General features: G+C 41.2%; 26 protein-coding genes. 6 read left to right on the forward strand and 20 right to left on the reverse strand.

What is annotated here, in order from left to right; all coding sequences use genetic code 11:
- Nucleotides 1-47 precede the first annotated feature (47 nt).
- From VSQ32_05955 to VSQ32_05970, 4 genes are all read right to left on the reverse strand, one after another.
- The gene (locus tag VSQ32_05955; GenBank protein ID MEH2942413.1) at nt 48-2117 is read right to left on the reverse strand and encodes a methyl-accepting chemotaxis protein; all 2070 of its coding nucleotides are present in this window, start codon (nt 2115-2117) and stop codon (nt 48-50) included.
- Nucleotides 2118-2779: 662 nt separating this feature from the next.
- Nucleotides 2780-3943 (reverse strand): IS630 family transposase, encoded by a 1164-nt coding sequence (locus tag VSQ32_05960; protein MEH2942414.1) that lies wholly within the window; start codon nt 3941-3943, stop codon nt 2780-2782.
- A gap of 123 nt (nt 3944-4066) precedes the next feature.
- Entirely contained in the window at nt 4067-4651 is a 585-nt protein-coding gene (locus tag VSQ32_05965; protein MEH2942415.1) for a transposase, read from the reverse strand.
- Nucleotides 4652-4724: 73 nt separating this feature from the next.
- Entirely contained in the window at nt 4725-5306 is a 582-nt protein-coding gene (locus VSQ32_05970; GenBank protein MEH2942416.1) for a helix-turn-helix domain-containing protein, read from the reverse strand.
- 189 nt (nt 5307-5495) lie between these two features.
- Between VSQ32_05970 and VSQ32_05975 the strand changes: the two genes are divergently transcribed.
- The 3 genes from VSQ32_05975 to VSQ32_05985 all read left to right on the forward strand — a co-directional run bounded on the left by VSQ32_05975 (nt 5496) and on the right by VSQ32_05985 (nt 6952).
- Complete coding sequence (locus VSQ32_05975) at nt 5496-6005, forward strand: helix-turn-helix domain-containing protein (protein ID MEH2942417.1); 510 nt, start codon at nt 5496-5498, stop codon at nt 6003-6005.
- On the forward strand, nt 5975-6643 hold the full coding sequence (locus VSQ32_05980) for an IS630 family transposase (protein ID MEH2942418.1): 669 nt from the start codon (nt 5975-5977) through the stop codon (nt 6641-6643). Before VSQ32_05975 ends, VSQ32_05980 begins: the two co-directional genes overlap by 31 nt.
- 63 nt (nt 6644-6706) lie before the next feature.
- A complete protein-coding gene (locus tag VSQ32_05985) occupies nt 6707-6952 on the forward strand; it encodes a hypothetical protein (GenBank protein MEH2942419.1) in 246 nt (81 codons plus the stop codon).
- Between the two features lie 105 nt (nt 6953-7057).
- Here the strand turns inward: VSQ32_05985 and VSQ32_05990 are convergent, their stop codons facing one another.
- From VSQ32_05990 to VSQ32_06045, 12 genes are all read right to left on the reverse strand, one after another.
- Nucleotides 7058-7897 carry an Rpn family recombination-promoting nuclease/putative transposase gene (locus tag VSQ32_05990; GenBank protein ID MEH2942420.1) on the reverse strand — a complete coding sequence of 280 codons (840 nt, stop codon included), beginning with the start codon at nt 7895-7897 and terminating at the stop codon, nt 7058-7060.
- Nucleotides 7898-8027: 130 nt separating this feature from the next.
- Nucleotides 8028-8588, reverse strand: coding sequence for a hypothetical protein (locus VSQ32_05995; protein MEH2942421.1), 561 nt, complete (start codon nt 8586-8588; stop codon nt 8028-8030).
- A gap of 44 nt (nt 8589-8632) precedes the next feature.
- Nucleotides 8633-10306: a recombinase family protein gene (locus VSQ32_06000; protein ID MEH2942422.1), complete on the reverse strand. Its 1674-nt coding sequence runs from the start codon at nt 10304-10306 to the stop codon at nt 8633-8635.
- 436 nt (nt 10307-10742) lie between these two features.
- The gene (locus VSQ32_06005; GenBank protein ID MEH2942423.1) at nt 10743-13247 is read right to left on the reverse strand and encodes a hypothetical protein; all 2505 of its coding nucleotides are present in this window, start codon (nt 13245-13247) and stop codon (nt 10743-10745) included.
- A 240-nt stretch (nt 13248-13487) separates the two neighbouring features.
- The gene (locus VSQ32_06010) at nt 13488-14507 is read right to left on the reverse strand and encodes a hypothetical protein (protein ID MEH2942424.1); all 1020 of its coding nucleotides are present in this window, start codon (nt 14505-14507) and stop codon (nt 13488-13490) included.
- Nucleotides 14508-14691: 184 nt separating this feature from the next.
- Nucleotides 14692-14838, reverse strand: coding sequence for a hypothetical protein (locus VSQ32_06015; protein MEH2942425.1), 147 nt, complete (start codon nt 14836-14838; stop codon nt 14692-14694).
- Nucleotides 14835-15572 (reverse strand): hypothetical protein, encoded by a 738-nt coding sequence (locus VSQ32_06020; GenBank protein MEH2942426.1) that lies wholly within the window; start codon nt 15570-15572, stop codon nt 14835-14837. The genes VSQ32_06015 and VSQ32_06020 overlap by 4 nt, the downstream gene beginning before the upstream one ends.
- Nucleotides 15566-15850, reverse strand: a complete 285-nt coding sequence (locus VSQ32_06025; protein ID MEH2942427.1) for a hypothetical protein — start codon at nt 15848-15850, stop codon at nt 15566-15568. The genes VSQ32_06020 and VSQ32_06025 overlap by 7 nt, the downstream gene beginning before the upstream one ends.
- The gene (locus VSQ32_06030) at nt 15822-16622 is read right to left on the reverse strand and encodes a DUF1643 domain-containing protein (protein ID MEH2942428.1); all 801 of its coding nucleotides are present in this window, start codon (nt 16620-16622) and stop codon (nt 15822-15824) included. Before VSQ32_06030 ends, VSQ32_06025 begins: the two co-directional genes overlap by 29 nt.
- Before the next feature lie 76 nt (nt 16623-16698).
- Nucleotides 16699-16854, reverse strand: a complete 156-nt coding sequence (locus tag VSQ32_06035; protein MEH2942429.1) for a hypothetical protein — start codon at nt 16852-16854, stop codon at nt 16699-16701.
- Between the two features lie 226 nt (nt 16855-17080).
- Nucleotides 17081-17629 carry a hypothetical protein gene (locus VSQ32_06040; GenBank protein ID MEH2942430.1) on the reverse strand — a complete coding sequence of 183 codons (549 nt, stop codon included), beginning with the start codon at nt 17627-17629 and terminating at the stop codon, nt 17081-17083.
- A 24-nt stretch (nt 17630-17653) separates the two neighbouring features.
- Nucleotides 17654-17836, reverse strand: a complete 183-nt coding sequence (locus VSQ32_06045) for a hypothetical protein (GenBank protein MEH2942431.1) — start codon at nt 17834-17836, stop codon at nt 17654-17656.
- A gap of 96 nt (nt 17837-17932) precedes the next feature.
- Between VSQ32_06045 and VSQ32_06050 the strand changes: the two genes are divergently transcribed.
- Nucleotides 17933-19096: an IS630 family transposase gene (locus tag VSQ32_06050; GenBank protein ID MEH2942432.1), complete on the forward strand. Its 1164-nt coding sequence runs from the start codon at nt 17933-17935 to the stop codon at nt 19094-19096.
- 22 nt (nt 19097-19118) lie between these two features.
- Here VSQ32_06050 and VSQ32_06055 read toward each other — a convergent pair whose 3' ends face one another.
- On the reverse strand, nt 19119-19595 hold the full coding sequence (locus VSQ32_06055) for a hypothetical protein (protein MEH2942433.1): 477 nt from the start codon (nt 19593-19595) through the stop codon (nt 19119-19121).
- Between the two features lie 201 nt (nt 19596-19796).
- Nucleotides 19797-21413, reverse strand: coding sequence for a hypothetical protein (locus tag VSQ32_06060; protein ID MEH2942434.1), 1617 nt, complete (start codon nt 21411-21413; stop codon nt 19797-19799).
- Nucleotides 21414-21563: 150 nt separating this feature from the next.
- Here VSQ32_06060 and VSQ32_06065 point away from each other — a divergent pair, with 150 nt between their 5' ends.
- A complete protein-coding gene (locus tag VSQ32_06065; GenBank protein ID MEH2942435.1) occupies nt 21564-21833 on the forward strand; it encodes a helix-turn-helix transcriptional regulator in 270 nt (89 codons plus the stop codon).
- A gap of 118 nt (nt 21834-21951) precedes the next feature.
- On the opposite strand, the gene rlmH is transcribed toward VSQ32_06065, so the two are convergent.
- Nucleotides 21952-22431, reverse strand: coding sequence for a 23S rRNA (pseudouridine(1915)-N(3))-methyltransferase RlmH (gene rlmH / locus VSQ32_06070; GenBank protein ID MEH2942436.1), 480 nt, complete (start codon nt 22429-22431; stop codon nt 21952-21954).
- 133 nt (nt 22432-22564) lie between these two features.
- Between rlmH and VSQ32_06075 the strand changes: the two genes are divergently transcribed.
- A complete protein-coding gene (locus VSQ32_06075) occupies nt 22565-23137 on the forward strand; it encodes a xanthine phosphoribosyltransferase (protein MEH2942437.1) in 573 nt (190 codons plus the stop codon).
- 341 nt (nt 23138-23478) lie between these two features.
- Here the strand turns inward: VSQ32_06075 and VSQ32_06080 are convergent, their stop codons facing one another.
- A complete protein-coding gene (locus tag VSQ32_06080; protein MEH2942438.1) occupies nt 23479-23811 on the reverse strand; it encodes an SCP2 sterol-binding domain-containing protein in 333 nt (110 codons plus the stop codon).
- Nucleotides 23812-23870 lie beyond the last annotated feature (59 nt).

A 23870-nucleotide genomic window follows, 5' to 3' on the forward strand; every position in this document is an offset into this window, starting at 1 on the left:
CTCTGTATTCCATAATTTCACAGGCCGGTGTTACATCATTTTTCAGTTTATATTCTGAACTTTGTCATTTCCTGTTTCATTTCCTGAGAAACCTCTGACAGATTTTCAATACCTGCGGTTACTTTTGCAATTCCCTTTGCCTGTTTTGCTATGGATTCTGCCACCTGTTCTGTGAGTCCTGCCGTATTGGCGGAAATATTCTGTATTCTCTCAGCAGCACATACCACCATGCGGTCGCACTGGTGCATGTTTTCCACAAGCTCCTCCATGCTGCTGACGGATTCTTTTGTCCGCTCTGCCAGCATACGGAAATCGGAAAATGTTCCCTGTACCTGTTTAGCCGCCTGCGCCTGTCCATCCACGCCTGCACGGATGGATTCGATATCTGCAACCACATCGGAGATTTCTCCGCACAGTTCTGCAATGATTTTTTCTATGTCATCTGTTGCTGCCGATGAATCTGAAGCAAGTTTTCCTATGGATTCTGCCACTACGGAAAAGCCTCTGCCATGTTCTCCTGCACGTGCAGCCTCTACGGACGCATTCAGGGCAAGCAGCTCTGTCTGGGAAGCTATGTTGTTGATGGTATTTAAAATTCCTGAAATCTTCCGGGACTGTTCTTCCAGTGCCATAATCCTGTCATATGCTTCGGCCATTCCCCTGGAAGCCTCTTCATTCTGTTGCTGAAGCCTTGTCACACCCTGTATTCCCTTCTCGCTGGAAACAATGGTATCCTGTGCATTTTCAAGAAGGAATCTGCTCTTTTCCTGCAATTGCCCGAATTTTGCCCCCAGGATTCTTTCCTGTGTGAGGACTTCTCTCACATCTGCATCCTGTTCCTCCGAGCCATTCAGTATTTCCCGGACTGCCTGACCGGTGTGGTCCATTTCCTTTTCAATTTGTTTTAAATGTCCTGCGCTTTCCACAACTTCTCCGGCAATCACCGCATTCTTTTTCAGAATTACCGATATTTTTCCTGTCATTTTATTAAAATTTTTGGAAAGCACACCGATTTCATTCTCAATACTTTCTTCTGCCTGTACGGTAAAATCCCCGTCAGAGGCATTTTGAATTAATTCTGTAATGGATACAATCGGTCTGGTCAGCCTGCGTGCCAGCAATGCAGTTACTAAAATTGCTGCTGCAATCATAAAAAGGGCCACTGCTGCTGCAACAGCAATCATGCGATGCACCGGGGCCATTGCTGATTTTTCTCTGTGGAGGGTTATTACGGACCAGGTATCGGATTCCCCTTTGAGCGGAATAGACGCATAGCTTACAATGTAATGTTCTCCTTCGTTTGTAATCCTGCCGCTTCCTGTATTTCCAGACATAACTTCTGCAATAATTTCCTGGTAATCCCTGGAAACCGTTATCGTCTGCTCCTCTGTCACAATATTGCCTTCCCCGTCAACCTCCGGCTGCCCCGCCTTATCCTTGCAGGAGACGGTTTTGGTCATCTGTTTGTAATTGTAGAGTTCTTCTATCTGGGTGCTGTCCGGGTGGGCCACCACAACGCCTTCTCCATCAATGACAAAGGAATATTCTCCATGCTCCGTATCGGAGAATTCTTCTATCAGGCTCTGCAGATAATTCAGTTTTAAATCCACCGCAAAAATTCCGATAAAGGTATTCTCCTGATACATGGGAAAAAATATGGAGGCGCATGGCATTCCGGTATTTACGGAATAATAGGACTTTGAGATAAAAGGTTTCTGTTCCTCCACAGTCTGCTGAAACCACCATCTGCCGGAACGGTCTGCCAGTTCGCCGGAGGAACGTCCCGTCTGCATACCGTCCGTTCCCTGTATGTAAAGCAGTTCCAGATAAGGATTGCGCCTGACACATTCCTCAAGAATCGTTGTCTGCATATTGGTTTCCATGGTGAGAATACTGGGATTTACAGATAATTCTTCTGTAATACCGTAGGCACCGTCCAGAAACGTGGCAATCTCACCGGCTACCAGCTGCGACTTGTCCTGGCTCCTTCCATAGATTTGATTTTTATAGGATTTTACAAAAATAGTTCCAATAATTCCTGTTAAGCAGATTGCCAGTACACATACAATCAGTATCATAGGCAAAAGAAGCTGCTTGAAAATACCTGTCTTTTTCATTGGTATACCCGTGCCTTTCCTGAGTAAATATAGCATTTAGCAAGTAAAACTATGATTACATCATACCCTATTACCGGAAAAATAGCAATGATTCTCCGAATCTCTTATGAACAATTATTTTCATAATCTGAATCTTTCCATATATCCTAATGGGGATTGCTGAATGCCCAGGTGGAACGGATATTTCCTGTAATCAGACGTAGACTCATTGGCTCTGTTATACAATATCAGCCTGACAGATGGAATTAATTTTCAACAAACTTTTCTGACAGAGTAAGGTGGACTCTTTTTTATCTGCACAAACAGCGGTAATATGCATAAAATAAGATAAAACCGCCATAATCTGACAAATACATTCAAATATTTTTAATATTCAGGTTTTTATAAAGAATCAGGAGGAACAATTAGAATGAGTCATAAATCATGCTGTTGTCATTGCTGTCCGAAGAACGAATCCAATCTACAGCCAGCTTATTTTAATGCTGTCATGCAGGGAGGTTACCAGGAGATTGCTCCGGAGGAAAATGTTAATTTTTTACTGGCTTTTCAATCCGGTGACTTTTCCTTCACCCCAAACACAGCAGAAATTATAGTCCACACAGAAGGTATTTACCGAATAGATTATAGTTTACTAGTATAGCGAATATTAAATTGTTGATAGTTTAAATAGTTGCTGCTTCATCGGGATTAATTTCATCCATTTTATATGTCCAATGATAAACGATTGGATCGGCATTGATCTCATCGAAGTAGCGGTATATCCGCTCCGACAGTTCCTCCTTTGAATTGACGCGGATGCCTTTTAACATCTGCTTTGTCATTTTGCTGAAAAAGCTTTCAATCATATTCAGCCATGAAGTGTGTGTCGGGGTAAATACAAACAAAAAACGGCCTTCGGGTAACGTTGCAAGAAACTGTTGGGTTTCCTTTGAAGTATGGGCTGAGTGGTTGTCCAGTATCAGCCGTATTGTGTCACCCTCCGGGTATTTTACATCAAGAATCTTTAGAAACTCGATAAAATCAGAACTTTTGTGTGTCTGGCTGACCAATGGAATTGCCTCCCCTGTCAAAAGGTCAATACCTGCAGGCAGTGACAGCGTCCCAAGCCGCACATACTCATAATCCCGGCGGACATAACCTTTTTCCTCTGTCGGGGTATGGTCGGGATATTTGTTGGCAACAGCCTGGATGCCGGGTTTTTCATCATATGAAACAGTATGTGTCAAATGCCCGTTTTCCGGTATGATGATATTCCCATCAATGCCAAACTGCATCTCGACCTGCTTATAGACCAGGAGGACGTCATGCATCTTATTCTCAAAATCAGGGTCTTTCCGTTCAAGATAATACTTGATCCTGAATGGTTTTATATCCATCTTTTTGAGATATTTTTGGAGCCATGGTTTGGTAACTGTCTTTAAGCGTGGATAGCCGGCTTCTTCAGCATATGCCTGTATATGTCTGTGCAACGCAGCCAGTGTCCATAATTCTGCAGCATAGCCAGGGTCACAGGGTTTTTGGCAGGCTATACTGACAATCCATGCTTTTGCATCGTCAGTAATCTCAACTGGTCTGCCGGAACGCTCGTCATCAAATATGGCAAGGTTAATTCCATTGTTAAGATAACGGTCAATACAGCGCCGGACGGTATTCACACTAATGCCCAGGCCGTCTGCGATAGCCTTGTCTGTCCTGGCTTCGGATTTCCATAGCAATATTCGGGCACGGTCAACAACCTGCGCCTGGATAGTTCTGGCTTTTATCAATGATTTTAGGTAATCACGTTCTTCATCTGATATTGTAATGCTATAAGATAACGCTGGCATAATCAGCCTCCATAAATTATATTTATTAAGTCTATTATACCAGATACCGAAACTATCAACAACTTAATTTATGATATACTAGTACAGCGTTTTTTTGATGCTCATATACTATCAAGGCTGTTTTTAACCAGCATATTTCCAGTTAAATGCTTTGGCTGTTAAATTGTATTGTTTAATAAAATTAAGGATGCTTTGAGCCATTTCCTCTACGGATTTATAGCTGCCTTTTTTCAAAAGCTTCCGATTGATGATACCAAACCAGATTTCTATCTGGTTCACCCAGGAACTGTGCTTCGGCGTATATACAAAACGAATCCTGTGGCTTTCATCCATAAGGAAAGTTTCCCTGCTTTTCATGCTCTCCAGTATGCCTTTCTTTCCCTTAATACCAGGATCAACCGTAATGGAACATTTCTGTGCAACCAACTTTACAAGTCCTTCGGATTTATGGGTATTAAGACCATCACAGATAATGATATAGTTTTTATCTGCATCCTCTGATATAAGCTGCCCCACAGCATTGCAGAAATCTTCCTCATTTCGTGTGCTGTTCAGATACGGTGACTGGATCCTGCCATCTGCAACACGCAGGAATGTGATCAGACTTATAGTGCCATGACGGATGTATTCAAACTCATGCAGCGCCGGGCTGCCCGGGCGTACCGGCTTGTCCGGATATTTGCGCTCCAATGCCTGGATCCCGGTCATTTCATCCGTGGAATATACTTCCGTACCGCATTCAGCAAGTTCCGAAGCCTGAAGATAGATGCCGCAGATTGTTTCAATTTTTTTTAAAGGATTCCGGGTTATCGTGCCTTTCCGGGGAGTTGAGCCAGTAACGGTTTTTCCATGGTGCGATACCCGCAAATTTAAGGAACCTCTGTACACTTGCGACAGAAATGGATCCCACGATACCCTGCCTGACAGCTTCTTTCGCAAGGGATGCAAGATTCCAGCAGCTCAGCTCACAGCCAAAGTCTTTTGGGTTTTTACACGCCAGTTCATTGATGAGCATGATCTGTTCCGGGGTGAATACAGGCTCTTTTCCGGGTCTTTGTTTATCTGAAAGCACAGACTTTATGACATCAGACAGCTTTTTATCACCATCCGGTCCGTCATACTCCTCCGTCTGGGCAATAAGGTCTATGTTGTTATAAAAACGATTCCGCCATATGCTGACAGTCGAATAGGTGGTTCCAAGCGCTTCTGCGATCTGGGTATTGTTTTTCTCCTCCGCGGCCATCAATATAATTTTGGATCGGGTCACAATACATGATGGCAGGGAATAGCTGGTGCTGAAATTTTTTAATATTGTTTCTGCCTTATCAGACAAAGTAAAAGAAGCAGCTTGAAAACCACGCATAATATTCCCTCCAATTTGAACCAATTCCTGTTAAGATATTATTGCATATTTTATAAAAAAATGGAAGAAAAAAGCATATGGTTATCAAAGAAACATTGTACTAGTGTACTGACCTGTTGATATTTAATCAAATAATTCTGGTAACCACAGCTGTTTTGATATATAATAAAAGAAACGGCGGTGATTCCTATGGCAAGACCTAAAAAGTATAATATCCATCTCACAGAAGAAGAATTTAGAAAGTTGAAATCTGTTATCCGTAAGAAGGAAACTTCAAAAACTATCCGCAGCAGATGCCAGGTTATTCTTGATCTGGACGAGGCGCATGGAAAAGTTTTAACTCATGAACAAAGCGCAAAGTCCAATGGTGTCTGTATGGCAACCGTCACCAATACTGTGACGAAATACATCAATGGCGGCATTGACGCAGTTACTGAATTTAAAAGGAACATAAATTCAGATAATGCAAGGCGCAAGGTTGACGGGCGTACAGAGGCCCGGCTGATTGAACTTGCCTGCGGCCCCGTTCCAGAAGGGCACTCCCGGTGGACAATCCGTCTGCTTGAGGAAAAATCCAAAGTGGTTCTGGAAACCCCTGTGGGCAGGGAGGCAATCCGCAATGCCCTAAAAAAAACAAACTTCGACCTCACAAAAACGACTACTGGTGCATCCCGTCAAAAGAAGACCCGGAATTCATAGCCTGCATGGAGGATATCCCTGATGTTTACGAACGCCCCTATGATGAAAATCGTCCGGTTGTGTGTATGGACGAAAAACCATATCAGCTTTTGGGAGAGTCCAGGGAGCCTTTGCCAATGATTCCCGGAAGTGACCGGAAAACCGATTCGGAATATGTCCGCAATGGTACGGTCAGCATCTTTGCCTTCGTGGAACCGCTCGGAGGGATGCACCATGTGAGTGTCCGGGAACACCGTACAGCCGTCGACTGGGCAGAGGAAATCAGGTATCTGGTGGACATCATGTACCCTGATGCCGAGAAGATCGTCCTTGTGATGGATAATCTGAACACACATAAAGCAGCTTCCCTGTACAAACGGTATCCGCCTGAAGAAGCAAGACGCATCATAAAAAAATTGGAGATACATTATACGCCAAAGCATGGGAGCTGGCTGGACATTGCAGAAATAGAGCTTAATGTAATGACCAGGCAATGTCTCAGCCGCCGCATCGCTGAAACAGGACTGTTACGCAAAGAACTGTCCGCATGGGAAACGGAGCGGAATACAGTGGCGGCAAAGGTCAACTGGCAGTTCCGGACTACTGATGCCAGAATAAAGCTCAGTTCCTTATACCCTGTATTTACTTCTGCCTCTTGATGAGGTGGTAGTAATGCTAAATATCAACAGGTCAGTACACTAGTCCGCCCCACCGCCGGACTGTTGAATATTGCTTATGCGGTGGCAGTCAATGGCCTGGAAAATCCCTTATCATTTTTCGGAACTTATTCAGATGAACTTGCAAATACGGTACGCACAGAACTAACTGGCATGTTTATTACCTCTATTCCTGCCGGAGCAACTGTGACACTGCGCAATAAGTCCTCTACTATTGATTATCTGGCAGGAACAGGCATTGACAATCAGGCTGACAATCATGCCTCCATTTTACTCCAGAGGATTGCCTGATATCATTTTACTTATGATATGGCTCTCCATAACATATCTAAGTGCGAAAAAATCTCATAGTATTATTCAAAAACAGGCAGAACAATGATATGTCCTGCCTACAAATCAACACCTTAAATATTCCTGCGCCTCCTCTTTGGTCAATAAAAACTTTTCTTGTAATTTTTGCAATATCATACTATCTGGTATATCTAAATCCCTCAATGCTGATATCATTCCCAATATTCCCTGTTCTCTTCCTTTTTCCACATTTTCCTGGTCACGCATTAACAATGTCATATATTCATGCCTCCATTCCCTGTTTCTTTTTGCTTCTTTTACCGCTTCTTCCAGTTTTTTTACATAAGAATCTTCTGTATCATCCGCTTTCCTCCCCGCCACATAATCCAGAAATGCCATTAGTTCTTTACTGACATCATCCTGTATCCCTTCCGTGTTGAGGAATATTTTTACCGTTTCATCTCCCATTGATATGCTGTTATCTTCTTTACAGATATTTTCAAAGGTATAAATATGACGCCCTTTATCGTATAAATCAAACGGGCAGATAAATATGATGTAACTCCGGTTCAGCCTTTTGTAATACTGTTTCTTATCAATGAGTTGTAAATCTATCATGCTCTGATAATATCTGCTCCTTTTGGGAAGCTCCTTTGTATTGCTTACCTGCATTTCTATGTCATAAACTGTTTCCTTATCGTCCTTTACATACACATCCAGCCTTACTCCGTGGGCGTCCCTGTCCTGCTCAATGCTTTTCTGCAACTCCGGGTATTCTATGTGGTCTATCTTTAAATCCGGCAGAATCCTCTGCAGTAATTCTTTACACAGCTCCGGGTTCTGCATGACTTTCCCAAACAGGAAATCATTGGATATGCCTAATTCCTCCCAGCTTGTTTGGCTGTCTTCTATATTTTCTATCTGCTCTTTTTCATTGCCATTCATATTGTCTTACCTGCTTTCTGTCACTCCTTGCCGGGAAACTGTATCTTCCATAAAGCTGCTTTTCTTATGGTTCTATTATACACATTCTCCGGCTAAATTACAATCATCCATGCCCCTGCTTTTATGGTTTTTATTCTTTCAGGATAACCAGCTTATTGGGGAAGCACTCTATACGTACACTGCTCCCTGCTTCAAATCCCCATTTTCTGACCCGGTTTCCCTGCAGCATAATCTGTGGTACGGTTTTCCCACTGCCTGTTGTAACTGCATATGCCTTTACCCTGCGGGTAATTATGGTATAGTCTGTATCTTTTGCCACATATTCATCCAGATGGAATTTCCCCATAACCTGGAACATCCGGGACAGCATAGTGTCTTTCCCAATCCTGCAGATTTCTGTAAAATCCGGTTCCTTCCGGTATTCTGTACCCTCCTGGGTTTCCCGCAATAAAACCTGCTGGTTCTGGCGGATAAATCCGGAAAGCATCCAGAGGTTGTTCAGCTCATAGAGTGTGTCCGTCACAGAATAAAATTCCCGTCCCGTCAGGCTCTTTTTGGAATAATAATCGGAAAAGTCTTTCTCTTTCGCCATCATAAGGAAACGCATGGTTTCTGTAAATTCCCTCTGTTCCATTTCGGAGTCCAGCTTTTCATATTCCCTGATAAGATACTGGTTTAAATCATGGTTCATCTTCTGTTGCCCTCTCTTTCCTTTTTCATCTTTGTACCGCTTTCCTATATCACAAGTTCCAGTTCCAGTGACGTTATCCCAAATTCCTGAAACATAAAAACAGACGGCGCACCGTCTGGTGGTGTGCCGCCATTGTTCTGTAAGAACCTGATTAACTCGTCAGAAAGTTTCAGTTTTATGGAATCTATGTTCCTGTCCCTGTCTATGGTGATTTCCTTTATCAGCAGGTGCAGTAACCGCTTCCGTATAGTTCGGTTTATATCAGCGGATAAGGCTTTGCTGAAGTTCTTTAAGATTCCCCTCACTGCTTCCTCTGGTATCTCTTTGCGCCCTTCTTCCAGCAGAATAAGATGGTTCTCACTGGTATGCTCCCTGATTTGTTCCATCTGCCGGCCTAATTCCTGTTTCCTCATTAAAAATTCCTCTCTGGTAATCACACCGTCTTCATAGGCTTCATGGTTCTTCATCATGCGCTTTGAAAGTTTTTCCTGTTCTTTCTCCTGTAAATCCTGCTCTTTATAAGCATTTTTCTTTCTGATTTCGTGTTCCCGGTTTACCCTTGAAAAGACTTCCTGAAACACTTTGTCATCATTTAAGACTTCCTCCATCCTCCGGTAGACAAAGTCATTGGCTTTCTCCACCCGTATCATATTGCTGTGGCAGACTGCGCTTCCTTTATTCTTCCAGTTCCCACAGGCATAACAGGTCAGCTCCCGTCTGCTTCCGTCCGCCTTTTTATTGATTACCCTTGAAATCACCATTCCTGCGCCACATTCGGGGCATTTCAGTATCCCCGTCAGCGGGTATTCCCCATCATAGATACGGGACGGTTTTCCTGATTTCTGGCTGATTAAGAACTGCACCTGGTTCCACTGCTCCTCTGTTATGATGGCTTCATGGATTCCATCAGCAATAATCGGGTCGGGGTTGATATTGTTGCGCCTTTTCTCATTCCAGTCCCGTCGCACATTAAAACGAACTTTCCCAATATAGACCGGGTTGGTAAGTATGGTGCGGAGCTGTGCCACAGAAAATGTATTTCCGAGTTTGGTCTGATACCCTTTTTTATTCAGGTAGTTTGCAATCGCCTTATAGCCTTTGCCGGACGCATACATCCCATAAATGATTTTAATGACCTCCGCTTCTTTTTCATCAATTTCAAGGCGTGATTTTTTCCTTGCCAAATCTTCCGTTCCCTCCATGGGAACCCAATGGTAGCCCAAAGGCGCAATCCCTCCGCACCACTCCCCTGCACGGGCTTTGGCTTTCATCCCCATCTTTACATTCTGTGCAATGGTATTTCGCTCAAACTCCCCCACCAGTGCCATCATCTGGAACTGCATTTTCCCTGCCGGTGTATCGGATTCAAAAGGCTCGGAATAAGAGCGGTAAGCTATCCCGTACCTGTCCAGCGTGTTCACAATCTTTATGGCGTCCTCCAGTTTCCGGCTTAAACGGTTGATTTTCCATGACATCACGATATCAAACTTCTTTTCTCCTGCTTCCTTTAACAGTTCCTGTATGGCCGGCCTGTGGGCAATGTCTTTCCCGCTGATTCCTGCGTCAGAAAAGACCTTGTAGACTTCATAGCCCTGTTTCATGCAGTATTCCCTTATCAGACGCTCCTGCTCCCCGATACTGTAGCCTTCTTCCGCCTGCTCCCTGGTGCTTACCCTGCAGTAAATGGCAGCGGTTGCTTTTTGTTCTGTATGGCTCATAATCTTTTCCTCTCTTTCTTTCATGGTTCAGAGTTATAATATATATTCTGTCTGTCTTCTTAACACGGAAGAAAAACCTCCTGACCAAACTTATACGAAAAGGTATACCCATTCGCCAAATGATTTACGTTTTCCCTGAAAAATGGAATCTGTCGGTAAACCATTTGGCTCACAGATATTTATTTACAACTCTTCTTTTAGATAAAATTCAACAATAAGCTGTGAAAGCATGGATATAAACAGTTCCAGCCACTCATTTTCTTTTAACTGTTTCACTTTTTAAATTCCTCCAATACATAAGCATAATTATTTTCTTATCAGGACAATCAGGACAGTAAGGACGGTCTTTTGCCAGAGAATTTTTAATCCATTTTTATTCATGTAGTTGTCACGTTTTCTTTTTTCTGTTTTTACCGCCCTTATCGCCTTTACGGTCTTATCCCATCTCTTTTTTACAGATTTTTACAAAACGTGCTCCATTCTTTTTTCCAATCTCAACAGAAATTCCCACATTTGAAAGTCCTGTTTGCAGCTCTTTCAGCCGCCTTGACAAGTGGTTTGGCTGCTTTATCTTATTATTTGCATATATCCCTTTTTCGTAAAGCATATCGGAAATCTCTGCGCTTAATTCACTCATTGTTCCTTTAAATTCCCCGGCTTCCTCAATGTAATCCATTACTGCACTGGCTACTTCATCCTCTTCCAAGAGTTCCGCATTCAGCCTGATACGGTTCTTCTGATATGCTTCCAGAAATTTTTCCTGTCCATATCCCAATGCCTCCGATACTGCACATCCCCATTTTAAAAAGTCGATAAGACGGTCATCTATGGTTACTTCAATCGAAGGCAGGATTTGCATAGCCCTGGAAATACACTCAAGCATGCCATAGAGTATATAAGGCTTTTCTGCTTCAAATTCCTCCATAACATCTTTTTTGCTTCTGCGGACTTTTGCGGAAATGGTTTTCATATTCAAAAACACACAGCGGTCGAGGAAGTCCGAACGGTCTGAAAGCAGATGGATTCCATTCATATAGACGGTAGACCTTATATTTATCTCACACAATTCACTGTCTGAATACTTCTTCCTTTTAACTGCTGTTGCCCCCGTCACTACCTGACAGAAAATATTTGCCTGTGCCCTGGTAATACTGTCCATGTTGTCCAGACACACAATATCCTGTGATTCTAAAAGCAGCAAAAAATCTTCCTCATTTTTCGGCATTACCGTTACATTATTGCTGGATATATCCAAACAGCGTTTATCCATTTCCATGGAAGTGGTTTTAGAAGAACCTCTGGAGCCTTTGTAAATAACGATAGGTTGTTCAATCCCTGTTATCAGCCTGACAACCAATATGACATTATGGAGAATCCGGTCTGCGGAACTGGCAAAGTGGTAATACTTTTTCATCAGTTTTAAAAAAGATTCCCCTTTTTGCGGCATGGGCTGTGGAAGTAAAGTTTTCCTCTTTATCAGCCTGACAGGAGGTTCTTTACAGGTATTTATCCCCGATTCGTTGATACAAAGCACGGTAGCTTCTTCATCAGCCAGATTATAGTACATACAACCCTCATATAAAGCGAAACGATTATATACGGGATATTCCTTCCCCTGAAAAAATGCCTTTGAGATAAGCGTTTCAATCACCGTCTGAATCATATCGCCCCTGCTTCCACGCTTATATGTCTGAAAATACAGGTTCCTCAGCCACATCTGGTAAAGTTCAGACTTAAGGGGATAATTCACAAAACCCCCCTTTTGCGGAACCTGGATAAAGGCTTCCCCTGTAATGCTCCGAAAAGGGATATGTCCCTGTTCTTCTATCATCCTGAGAAGGACGTCTATCTGGCTCTCCTTTTCCGGGAGTTGATTTTCGGTATTTGTTTTCTTCACAGAGGGTACGGGTCTGTTTCCCTCCATCAAACGCCAGAGTGTTTGCCAGTTTTCTTCCTTGCAACTGTCATGGTGACAGCCAGCCGCAATCCCGCCATTCTCAAACTGAATGATATATGCCCCCTTATCTGTCGAATGTTCCTGATTCCATGGGCATGATTCCAGGATGTAACAGGTGCCATTTTCGATTGGCTTTGTCCTCGCAACGGAAATCTCGTGGGATTTCATCCATTTTTCAAGAGAAAAAACATCATTGTTTCTTTCTTTTCTGCTAACACCGGTGCTGCCAAATTTTTGATTTTGTATTTTTTTCTCTTTACTTTGCTTTTCCTGTACTGCACGTTCCATCAAAGCAACTGATACATTCGTAATATCTTCCGGTACTGATATTATTCTGGAACGCCTATGGGGTCTTTCTTCCGTACTGTCACCTTTACAGGCCACCGTGCCATACATCTTCGTTATTCTGGCTGCATTGTGATTAACTACGTCGACTTTTACATTTTCCGTAGAAAATTTATGGTCAAGTGCCTTTAAAAAATTTTTTATCAGTGTTGTGCTTCTCTCGTCATTGGGCATATCAACCGGATATAGCAAGTGGTATCCATTTCCGCTCAATGCCACTACGGGTTCAGGGAATCCATTGTCCGTCAAATACTTCTGGATTTTCTCCCCTAATCCTACAGCCAAATCTAATTCTTCGTCTGTGCTGGAAATTCCTGCAGGACGCTCCGGGTCTAAATCAATCAACACCCACCTGCGGCAACAGATTTCTTTATCGTTAGTTGTACTCTTCGCATAATTTTGTAAACGGTTCATGCTTCTGGCTTGGATACCATCACATAAAGCATTCATGGTCAGATAAATATTGTAACTGCCATCATAACGCTGAATGTGCTGAATCAGTTTTTCTACATCATTATAATACCCCGATATGGTTCCTTTGTTGGTATTTAATACTCTCACCTCTGCAAATTTGCCAGGTTCAACCAGTACCTGAAATGCTTTCGTTACTTCCTTTTGAAGCTCATTAAAATTTCTCACGTAGGTTTCCCTCCATTAAATGATTTCGATTCGTAGCTTTCCGGATAAACTATGCAATTTTTCACAGCCTGAAGACTGCCTTCTGTAACGTTACGACTATAAAATACCATAGTGACTTTCAAAAATCACGGTTCACTTTTTTTTCAATTTTTTGAACCCCTGGCAAAAAAAATTTACAAAAAAAGTATCAGCCAATGAGCCAATACTTTTTTTATATCGTAGTATCATATTTTACCTTTATTAAAATAAACTTTTTTCATCCCTGTTTGTTTCTTTCTCTTTTGTGTACAGATTTAAAATGACACTTGTAAATATTTCAAACATATTCGGTAAATGCTCCCTCTTTTCGGCGAAATATTCTTCTTCAGCAGTTTCAAATTCTTTTTTATAATCTTCTAAAAGTTTCTCCCAGTTTTCTAAATAAGTCTTTAAATATAGTTCAAACTGCTCTAACAAAAATAATTTTTCTCCGCTGCTAAAATAATACCGCTGGGACTTCTCTGCCTCCTGTACGGTTGTTAAATGATTTGATGGCAGTGTAAAATAATTATCTTTTAGCCCATCAATATCACTTTTATAATCTACCAAAATATCTATTTTTCTATTTAAAACCTCTGGCAAATCCAGTAGTTCTTTTATCCTCTCCTGAACCATTGTTCCCATGCGCTTCTCTGCCAGCATAATTTTTTTCTTATTTTCCAGGGCTGCCTTAACTTCCTCTGCATACATATTTGCTTTGCTCAATAGTTCCCATCTACGGTAAACATATTCTTCTTCCACAGCATTATCCCAGTCGTTTTCAATCTCATCCAAATCCTCGGCTTCATCAATCATATCGTCCAGTTCTTTTTTTCTATTACTGTCTAATCCTTCAACAACTATGGATTTTCCGTATGACTGAAAGGATTCCCGCATTTGCCCTGCAAAGTTTTCTATCTCATCTTCGGTTATCTTATCAAATCTTCCATTTTTTATTTTACTTCCCAAACAATTCTTTTTTCCCGATGGAAGTAATAATAGCACTTCAAAAAAAGCCAATATGTATTCCGGGAAAATCTTTTTGTTTCCTTGTAGATAAAGCTCATTCTTCAATATATCCTTATAGCCTAAACCTCCCAGCTTTCCTTTTAGGTCACGTTTTAAATTTTTGATGCTATCAGAATTTGATGGTATATCCTCTGCAAACCCATCTCCATATTTTTTTCTCAATATTTTTTCTAAAAATGCTGTAAAAGATTTTTTTTCACTACTCTCATCCATAATTTTTCTCCTCGCTTATATGATTCATATTATTTATTTTACTATACTTGTCTGCTTGATTTCTATATCTTTCTTTCGCCCTGTTTTTACACAAAAAACTAAAAAAAATGATAATGTAACAAAACTGTGGCAATAACTTTATCTTCCGTTATCACCACAGTTTCTACAATTTATTTTTACAATCCTATTTTCTCCGTGTCCTGCTCCCCTGCTTCACACACTTCGACGCTGTATAGATGGAGATTCCCAATCCAACTCCGGCTGTCACGGATTCTACCACCACACTGGACGCTACCGCACTTCCAACAACTGCTAAAAACCCTAAAATCATGCTTCGATTCCTTTCTGATAAATCAATATTATTCCGTAATCATTGTTTGTTAAATATAAGGCTTCCACCCATTCCGTACCGTCAACCGTAACCGTATCAAGGTATTCATACATGGATTCCTGGATATAATGCTCTTTTAAAATCTCTTTGTATGCTTCTTCTGCGGCTTCATCACTTTTCGGAATCACAGTGCAGAACCCTCCCATGCCTCCCATCACGTCACGTTCCGCCCCATAATTGCTGTCCAGTATCTCAACCTGGGAAACAAGATAGGTTAATATCTGTTCCGGTAATTCCATCTGCAGGACAGGGTAATTGTCCCAGTAATCCCGTTCTGTACCGATACAATAAAATACTCTGGCTTTTTTCTGTTCTTCTGCCATTGATACAAAATGGGCATTATCATCTGTTTCGGCTCTTTCTTCCACAATTCCATACCCCATGCACTGATAACGACCCTCCCGGTCTTCCGCTCCCGCCGCATAAAAAATCATCCTGACTGTTCCTTTCTGTATCTGGAACGACCTTACTTCTATGGTGCTTCCGTTTGCGGTGAATGTTTCGTAATCGGCGGCAGGCAGTATCTTACGAAACCCTGCCCATTCCTCCGTTTTCAGATAGTCCGTGTGAAACTGACAGTCAGTATAGCTCCATCCTGTTTCCGGCTCTGTCTTTTCTTTGTGCTTTACATAATTAAAAAAACGCTCCCAGCTCTGGAATAAAATCCTTACCATGTTCCATCCCTCCTGTAATCATCCTGCCCTTTTGTTGTATAGATGAGCTGAATCTTCTGGCTTTTCATTTTTACATGGGTTATGTACCAGCTTTTTGTCTTTCCTTTTCGGCTTCTTATTGGAATTTCGTCTATTTTCTCCTCTATCCTGATTTTGTTTGGGTACATCCCGACAGTGTCTTCCACTTCCAGACAGTCATCTTTTATTCTGTCTAAGCATAAAACAATGAATCCATCTTTCCCCAGCTCTTTAGCGTGGAGTATGTAGTAAATTCTCACTATCACTTCCTCCGGTATCTGTTTCTTCCCCAGATACCTGTTTATCTGCTTCAGCAAATGCCACTGGCTCACCGTCCTGATTCGGATTGTCTTTTTCATCCTGTTTCTTCTCCTTTTTCTCTTTTTCCGGTTTCTTTATTTTACCCGGCAGCTTTTTCTCCCTGTCTTCTCCCGCTTTTTCTGGCAGCTTTCCATTCCCGGCTTCTTTCAGTGTATTCTTTTCCGCAAATTCAAATGGGCGTAATTTCCATCTGTTGGGAAAATATCTTCCTGCCATCAGTGGATGTGTGGCTTTGAGCCTTTCATATTCTCCTTTGTTGTCTACAATGTCCACTACTTTTTCTTTATAAGGTTTCAGAAGTTTTAACAGATGTTCTTTTTCTTCTTTCACAAATTTATTTGTCAGGAACGTATTACCATATCCAAGCAGGACAGCGTCAAAACCACGTTTTAACACTTCCTCAAGGTATTTCCGGTTCTCTGTGTTGTTCGCCACTTCTGAGGGCTTTAAACGCTTCGAAAAAAGGTCTGCGTAAAGGTTACAGACTGTCATTGTGGTATATCCCATGGGGATTAAGTTGTTTAAGATAAATGTGGTGGTCGTGTCTAAAATGCTGACATCTGTACTGGCAGGGTTTAAGCCAATGATTAAGATACTTTTCTCCGGCTTTCTGTCTTTGCAGGTGAAGGTCAGCTCAAACCGTTTTTTATGGTTCTTATCGAAAATGCCTTTCCGCTCCACTGTCATGGATTCTGTTGATAATTTTTCCATTGGTATGCTCCTTTTTGCACGAAAATAAGGCAGATAACATTTCTGCCATCTGCCTGTTTTCCAAACTCTTATATTGTTATGCGTTTACTGTTTCCAGTGCCACCAGTACGCCTACTGTAATGACACATGCGCCTAAAAAGATTCCTGCGTGCATATATATCACCCCTTTCCTGATAGTTTTCAGGGTAATAATATGTATTTCACATTGCTTTAAGCCTTCACTTTCACCCAATCATGCGGCTTCATTTTCCCATTTTTATCTTTCTTACAGTTTCCGCCAGTTGGCTTTGCGCTTTCTGAATTTGTTGTGGCAGTCTTCCCACAATTCCTGCATTTTCATCTCATACTCTCACCTCTCTCCAATTTTTTATATTGTCGGAAAAATTCCTGCGTACCTGGATATCACTCCCATATAAAATTTCATGCATAGAGATAATATATATCTTACAAAAATCTGCTTATCTGAAATTTATCTGAAGCATATAATCATAAAATGTACTTTGCAGACTTTCCGGCATATATTCATATCTTTCATCTGCCATATATTCATTGATTTTTCCCCTGGCTTCTTCTATCTCTCCATCCTCTATCAATGCTCCCACTTCTTTAGCTACTTCAAGCCCTTCGTTTCCATATTCCTCCAGAGTTTCTACTTTCTCTTTTAATTTTTCTATATCAGCTTCAAATATATCATAATCTTTGTAATTTCCATTCATTTCGTCCAAAATAGTTTTTACTTTTCCCAAATTCATTTCAGAATATTTTTCCATTTCTTTTTGAGCGGCTCCATAAAGTTTAAGATCCTCAATTAACCTGGATACTTTTTTGGACATTTTTTCTCCCTTAAATTCAATATCTTCTGCGTCCTCCAATGCAGCATAGTAATTCCCCTGCTTCACACTCCTGATGATATTTTTTTCTAACTCACTGGCTTCTCCTGACATTATAATTTTTCCAATGATTAAAAGTACCGCTATTACAATGATAATAGGCAAAACCTTCTTCATATCTAAATCCCTCCTCTGGCTGTTTCACTCCACAATATCCATTTCCGTATCAATCGAATCTTTTGGTTGATTTTGTTCCAGTTCTGTCTGACTTGATACGCCGCCAACCCATTCCGGTTGAAAGTCGACTGCCCCTTCTTCGCTTTCTTTTTTCTGATAACTTTCATATTGAATGATTAACTGTTCCAACCGCTCACTCTGTTCCATGGATGTATCTGCTACTAGTATATCATAAATTAAGTTGTTGATAGTTTCGGTATCTGGTATAATAGACTTAATAAATATAATTTATGGAGGCTGATTATGCCAGCGTTATCTTATAGCATTACAATATCAGATGAAGAACGTGATTACCTAAAATCATTGATAAAAGCCAGAACTATCCAGGCGCAGGTTGTTGACCGTGCCCGAATATTGCTATGGAAATCCGAAGCCAGGACAGACAAGGCTATCGCAGACGGCCTGGGCATTAGTGTGAATACCGTCCGGCGCTGTATTGACCGTTATCTTAACAATGGAATTAACCTTGCCATATTTGATGACGAGCGTTCCGGCAGACCAGTTGAGATTACTGACGATGCAAAAGCATGGATTGTCAGTATAGCCTGCCAAAAACCCTGTGACCCTGGCTATGCTGCAGAATTATGGACACTGGCTGCGTTGCACAGACATATACAGGCATATGCTGAAGAAGCCGGCTATCCACGCTTAAAGACAGTTACCAAACCATGGCTCCAAAAATATCTCAAAAAGATGGATATAAAACCATTCAGGATCAAGTATTATCTTGAACGGAAAGACCCTGATTTTGAGAATAAGATGCATGACGTCCTCCTGGTCTATAAGCAGGTCGAGATGCAGTTTGGCATTGATGGGAATATCATCATACCGGAAAACGGGCATTTGACACATACTGTTTCATATGATGAAAAACCCGGCATCCAGGCTGTTGCCAACAAATATCCCGACCATACCCCGACAGAGGAAAAAGGTTATGTCCGCCGGGATTATGAGTATGTGCGGCTTGGGACGCTGTCACTGCCTGCAGGTATTGACCTTTTGACAGGGGAGGCAATTCCATTGGTCAGCCAGACACACAAAAGTTCTGATTTTATCGAGTTTCTAAAGATTCTTGATGTAAAATACCCGGAGGGTGACACAATACGGCTGATACTGGACAACCACTCAGCCCATACTTCAAAGGAAACCCAACAGTTTCTTGCAACGTTACCCGAAGGCCGTTTTTTGTTTGTATTTACCCCGACACACACTTCATGGCTGAATATGATTGAAAGCTTTTTCAGCAAAATGACAAAGCAGATGTTAAAAGGCATCCGCGTCAATTCAAAGGAGGAACTGTCGGAGCGGATATACCGCTACTTCGATGAGATCAATGCCGATCCAATCGTTTATCATTGGACATATAAAATGGATGAAATTAATCCCGATGAAGCAGCAACTATTTAAACTATCAACAATTTAATATTCGCTATACTAGCATTTCATTTTCTTTATACTCCGTAATTACCTTACCCATAGATTCATAATTTCCGCTATCATAACTGTCCTGAATTTTCTGAATGATTTCCTCTATTTCATTCCTGTGATTTTCCAGCTCGACAATACGGTTTTCCAGTTCTTCCACATCTTCCTCAAAAGATGAGTATTTTTTGTAGCTTCCGTTAAACCCCAGTATCTGTCTCTTTGCTTCCTCCAAATCATTTTCTGAACTCTGTCCATGGAGCAAAGACACTACATCATTATAATTATCTACATCAGCAATCAAATCTCCCATTTTCCCTGTTTTCTCTATGTCGAACTCATTTACAAGAATGTGAACCTCATTATATTTTCCTTCCTTAATATACTGCTCAACATACTTCTCTCCTTTATTGCCACATGCCTGTAATATAAAAGCAACAGACAATACTACTATAAAACAGAATCCTTTTTTTAATCTTCTCATTTCATATCTCTATATTTTTCATAACAATTTACTTAAATTTTTTTACTACATACGCAATCCCTGAAAATACTACAATTACCCAAAATAGCTCCCATACAAATTCAATGACATATGACAGAAGCCACAGAACCACCATAACTCCAATAATGGCGACAATTATCCCAAGTACTTTTTTCATGCTTCCTCACTCCATTTGCAAGTTTATTTTTTAAACAGCTTCCCAAACCCTTTGATGACATCCATGCCGCTCTTCGGGTTTAAGAATTTATCTTTTTTCTTTTCCAAATACTGTACTGCTTCCGTGGTATCTTCCTGTCCCAATCCCAGTTTTGGCAATAACAGCTCCATCTTCTGAAAGGCTTCCTCAATTTTCTCCAAAGAAGAAGTATCTGCTTTTTTCATTGCTTTCAGAAGTCTGTCTTTTCCCGCCTGTTTCCGGTCTGCTTTTTTAAATAGACCGGTGGAACAAAATTTTTTATCAAAATCCGCTAAATATCTATTGATTTTATCTAAATATTTTGGCTTCAGCTCGGAACAGAACTGCTCTTCAAACACAGATTTCTTTTCCAGCAAATCTTCCTCATAGTCAAGAAGTGATTCTGATGTGGGCGGAGTAATTTCCTCAAAGAAATCCTGTATTGCCTGTAATTCTTTACGGGCAAAATCAGCAGAATCCCTGGTAGTGCAGACGATATCATCTACCGTCCGGTACAACAGGTCAAAGTCTTCCAGCCTTTTATTGATATATTTCATGCATTCCAGCTCGTCTGTCACTGGCAGGCTTAAATTCATGCAGTATTCCATCAGTTTTTCTTTTGCTATTACAGAATCTTCTTCTGTTTCTCCCTGAATGTCTTTTACATATTGGAGTGCCTGATTATCCTTAGATGATTGCAGGTCAACGCCATAATAATCTGCCAGTATGCCCAGCTCTCCTTTTTCATCCCCAAATGACGCAAGCATGGTTTCAAATAAATCAAGGCTGTATGGATGCAATGCCAGAATTTCCTGATAGATTTGGTCCGTTTTCTCTTTTGGGACTGCCCCGCTTTTTATATTATTCAGTAATCGCTGTGCGGTTTCCATGTCATTCTCTGACGGGACTCCCCATACAATATCTTCCTTTGTTTCTGAAATAAGATGTATCAATACATGATGTAAGGCAAAAGCAGATTCAAAGACGCCGTTCTGTATTGTTTCCCTTGTTTTCGGGTCAGAAAATATCTGCTTTAATTCCGAATTAGCTGCCATCTTACTGAAGGAATTACCTATTGCATTCACGAAGCTATGCCCCATGCCTTCTGCAACGTTCCTCATTCCAAGGCTGGCCTGATGTGCATAATTATCTATTACTGTCCCGCCATAACTGCCGCCTTCCCATCTGGCACGATTATCTTTCCGCTCCTGACGGTATTGTTTCTGCGCTTCCAAATCCTCATTTACGGATATAATTTTCTCACAGACAGAATCGGATGCCGCATAAAAGGGATTCAGATAGCCCTTCTCATTTGCATACTGGTAAATCGTATCGTAATCCCAGTCATAGCGTTCCATGCTGATAAGTTCTTTTTTCATTTCATCTATCACCGGGCAGATACTTTTCTGAAAATCTGATGATGTTTTCTGCAGAATGTCATTGCAGTTCGTATAGTCACTATAAAAGGAAGAAAACTGCCTTACCGCTTCTTCTGCCAGACGGTAATACTTCTTCCGCAAGACGTTATAAATATTTCTCTCTTTTGGAATATGGACTGTACCAATTGCACAGGGATATTCCACAGGATGGTTCTCCTGTTCCAGCAATTCTTTCATTAACATAGACAACACTCCTTTGCTTTTTTATTTCATGTACTTCTTTTTCATCTTCGCATTGAGCATATATATACCCCGTATATAAATATACCATATATTCCAGAATCTTACAATAATATTGTGGATAAAATATAATAGACATCGGAGGTACGGACAATGCCTAAAAAAGAAAACCCCTTGCGCCAGCTCCCGGCCAGTTCGGATGGTTATGGCGATATAAAAATCCATTTAGCAGAAATATTAGAGGAAAAAAATATCTCCCTGAATCAGTTGTCTTTCCGCACGGAAATGCAGAGAACACAACTACGGAATTACAGGGATGGGAAAATACAGCGTCTGGATATTGATATTTTAAAACGATTATGTTACGTTCTGGAATGCGACCTGCACGACCTGATAGAATACATCCCGCCAGATAAGCTATAAGCACAAAATATACCCATCTTAGACTAAAACACCCCATGGAAAGCCACCTGCTCCCATGGGGTTAAAAATACAACTTTTATTCTCTTTCTCCTGCCTGAATCTCTGTTCCCTTTCGCACTTACTTATGATATGGCTCTTTCGCAAGAATACGGTAGCTTCGGTAAATCTGTTCCAGCAAAATTACCCGCATAAGCTGGTGAGGAAAGGTCATCCTGGAAAAACTCAGCAGAAAATCTGCTTTCTGCAAAATCTGTTCTGACAGTCCCAGAGATCCTCCGATAACAAATATGATATGGCTTTTTCCCGACACGCCCAGTTTTTCTATCTTTTCCGAAAGTTCCAGAGAATCCAGCATGTTTCCTTCTATTGCCAGCGCACAGATAAAGGCGTCTTCCCGGAAATGCTTCATAAGACGCTGGCCTTCTTTTTCCTTTATCTGAATTTCTTCTGCAGCGCTGGCATGTTCCGGTGTTTTTTCGTCTGCAACCTCAATGATTTCCAGTTTACAGTACCGGGCAAGGCGCTTTTGGAATTCCTGGATGGCCTGCCGATAGAAACTTTCTTTTATTTTTCCAACTGCTAATAAAGTGATTTTCACGTTATGTTCTCCTTTTTATTGTAATATGGTATTTTTTCCTTTATAATATATTCAGAGTCTTGAGTTCTCACAGAATCAATATAAATTATGATAACTTATGTACAGATAACTAATTTTCAGAGGTGAAATGATTATGAAATTATTGGAAGAAAAAATCAGACAGGACGGTACCGCCGTAAATGAACATATTTTAAAAGTAGACAGTTTTATCAATCATCAGGTAGACCCGGCATTAATGCAGGAAATGGGAAAAGAGATTGCGGAACATTTTAAAGATAAAGGGATTACAAAAGTTGCCACCATCGAAAGTTCCGGAATTGCTCCGGCAATTATGACGTCTCTTGCCCTGGGGGTTCCTATGGTAATCCTGAAAAAACAGCCTTCCAAGATTCTGAATCAGGATTTATACCAGACTGTTGTGACTTCTTTTACCAAGGAGACAAATTATGAACTGACTCTTTCCAAAAAATATATTACAGCCGATGACCATGTACTTCTTGTGGATGATTTTCTGGCAAACGGCGAAGCGGCAACCGCTGCAATCCGTCTCATCCGCATGTCCCATGCCACCATTGCCGGACTTGGGGTTCTGATTGAAAAATCTTTCCAGCCCGGCCGGGAAAAACTGACAGCTCAGGGCATTGAAGTCTATGCACTGGCACGGATTGCAAAAATGGCAGAAAATTATATTCAATTTAAAGAATAATCTGCCATTTTTTCAGCAGGATTAGGATGTCAAAAAGGGTGCGCTGCACAAAAAGTGCTTTTGCACCCTGATTCTGTAGGGAAACAACTGCAAAATACTGTGTTTATGCACAATATGACAGTCCCGTGATTATCTCTTCATTATTTCTCTCAATCTTTCCAGAAACAGTAAACATTTATTCTCCTGTTCCGATGTATAACCCTGCGGAATTTTTTTCATCCAGATAAGATTGGGAATAAACAGCATCAGCAGAAATATCAGTCCCATATAAGAAAATCCCACATGACCCATTCCTTGACATACCTCCCTGGTCTGAACTGGTTTTTATGTTTCTGTGCCGGTTATTTCTTCTTTCCGCCAATCAGGCTTTTCAGCTTCAGGGCTTTGTCGATATTTCCGTCCACTTTCAGTTTCTTTAATGTCACTGCGAGAATCGGATCCAGTTTTCCCTGGGCAATTTTCATCAGGTTTTCCGCCGAACAGGTAAACATGGCGTCTCTGTCGTGGTAGTCATAAGGCTCCACATACAGTTTGCCTTCTTTTACCTCCACATAAAATATACCCTCTGCCTCTCCGGTGATGTTAAACTGATAAGCCAGATGCTCGGTAATATTGCTCACATCTGCATCCATAAATGTTTCTTTTACTTTTGAAAAAAATTCTTCATACGTCATAACTTTCCCTCCTCATGATAAATTTACATCATCAGGGCTCCTCCCGGCAGGCCGGGTCC

This window comes from Lachnospiraceae bacterium JLR.KK002, from assembly GCA_036941025.1.
Classification (GTDB): domain Bacteria; phylum Bacillota; class Clostridia; order Lachnospirales; family Lachnospiraceae; genus Petralouisia.

Bases quoted from the DNA above. Each gene is read 5' to 3' on its own strand.
- VSQ32_06040 (MEH2942430.1), bottom strand. From the start codon at position 17,629: ATGAAGAAGGTTTTGCCTATTATCATTGTAATAGCGGTACTTTTAATC.
- VSQ32_05955 (MEH2942413.1), bottom strand. From the start codon at position 2,117: ATGAAAAAGACAGGTATTTTCAAGCAGCTTCTTTTGCCTATGATACTG.
- VSQ32_06000 (MEH2942422.1), bottom strand. From the start codon at position 10,306: ATGAGCCATACAGAACAAAAAGCAACCGCTGCCATTTACTGCAGGGTA.
- VSQ32_05965 (MEH2942415.1), bottom strand. From the start codon at position 4,651: ATGACCGGGATCCAGGCATTGGAGCGCAAATATCCGGACAAGCCGGTA.
- VSQ32_05970 (MEH2942416.1), bottom strand. From the start codon at position 5,306: ATGCGTGGTTTTCAAGCTGCTTCTTTTACTTTGTCTGATAAGGCAGAA.
- VSQ32_05995 (MEH2942421.1), bottom strand. From the start codon at position 8,588: ATGAACCATGATTTAAACCAGTATCTTATCAGGGAATATGAAAAGCTG.
- VSQ32_06060 (MEH2942434.1), bottom strand. From the start codon at position 21,413: ATGTTAATGAAAGAATTGCTGGAACAGGAGAACCATCCTGTGGAATAT.
- VSQ32_06065 (MEH2942435.1), top strand. From the start codon at position 21,564: ATGCCTAAAAAAGAAAACCCCTTGCGCCAGCTCCCGGCCAGTTCGGAT.
- VSQ32_06050 (MEH2942432.1), top strand. From the start codon at position 17,933: ATGCCAGCGTTATCTTATAGCATTACAATATCAGATGAAGAACGTGAT.
- VSQ32_05975 (MEH2942417.1), top strand. From the start codon at position 5,496: ATGGCAAGACCTAAAAAGTATAATATCCATCTCACAGAAGAAGAATTT.
- VSQ32_06080 (MEH2942438.1), bottom strand. From the start codon at position 23,811: ATGACGTATGAAGAATTTTTTTCAAAAGTAAAAGAAACATTTATGGAT.
- VSQ32_06030 (MEH2942428.1), bottom strand. From the start codon at position 16,622: ATGGAAAAATTATCAACAGAATCCATGACAGTGGAGCGGAAAGGCATT.
- VSQ32_06045 (MEH2942431.1), bottom strand. From the start codon at position 17,836: ATGGAACAGAGTGAGCGGTTGGAACAGTTAATCATTCAATATGAAAGT.
- VSQ32_06015 (MEH2942425.1), bottom strand. From the start codon at position 14,838: ATGATTTTAGGGTTTTTAGCAGTTGTTGGAAGTGCGGTAGCGTCCAGT.
- VSQ32_05960 (MEH2942414.1), bottom strand. From the start codon at position 3,943: ATGCCAGCGTTATCTTATAGCATTACAATATCAGATGAAGAACGTGAT.
- VSQ32_06075 (MEH2942437.1), top strand. From the start codon at position 22,565: ATGAAATTATTGGAAGAAAAAATCAGACAGGACGGTACCGCCGTAAAT.
- VSQ32_05990 (MEH2942420.1), bottom strand. From the start codon at position 7,897: ATGAATGGCAATGAAAAAGAGCAGATAGAAAATATAGAAGACAGCCAA.
- VSQ32_06055 (MEH2942433.1), bottom strand. From the start codon at position 19,595: ATGAGAAGATTAAAAAAAGGATTCTGTTTTATAGTAGTATTGTCTGTT.
- VSQ32_06010 (MEH2942424.1), bottom strand. From the start codon at position 14,507: ATGGATGAGAGTAGTGAAAAAAAATCTTTTACAGCATTTTTAGAAAAA.
- VSQ32_06020 (MEH2942426.1), bottom strand. From the start codon at position 15,572: ATGGTAAGGATTTTATTCCAGAGCTGGGAGCGTTTTTTTAATTATGTA.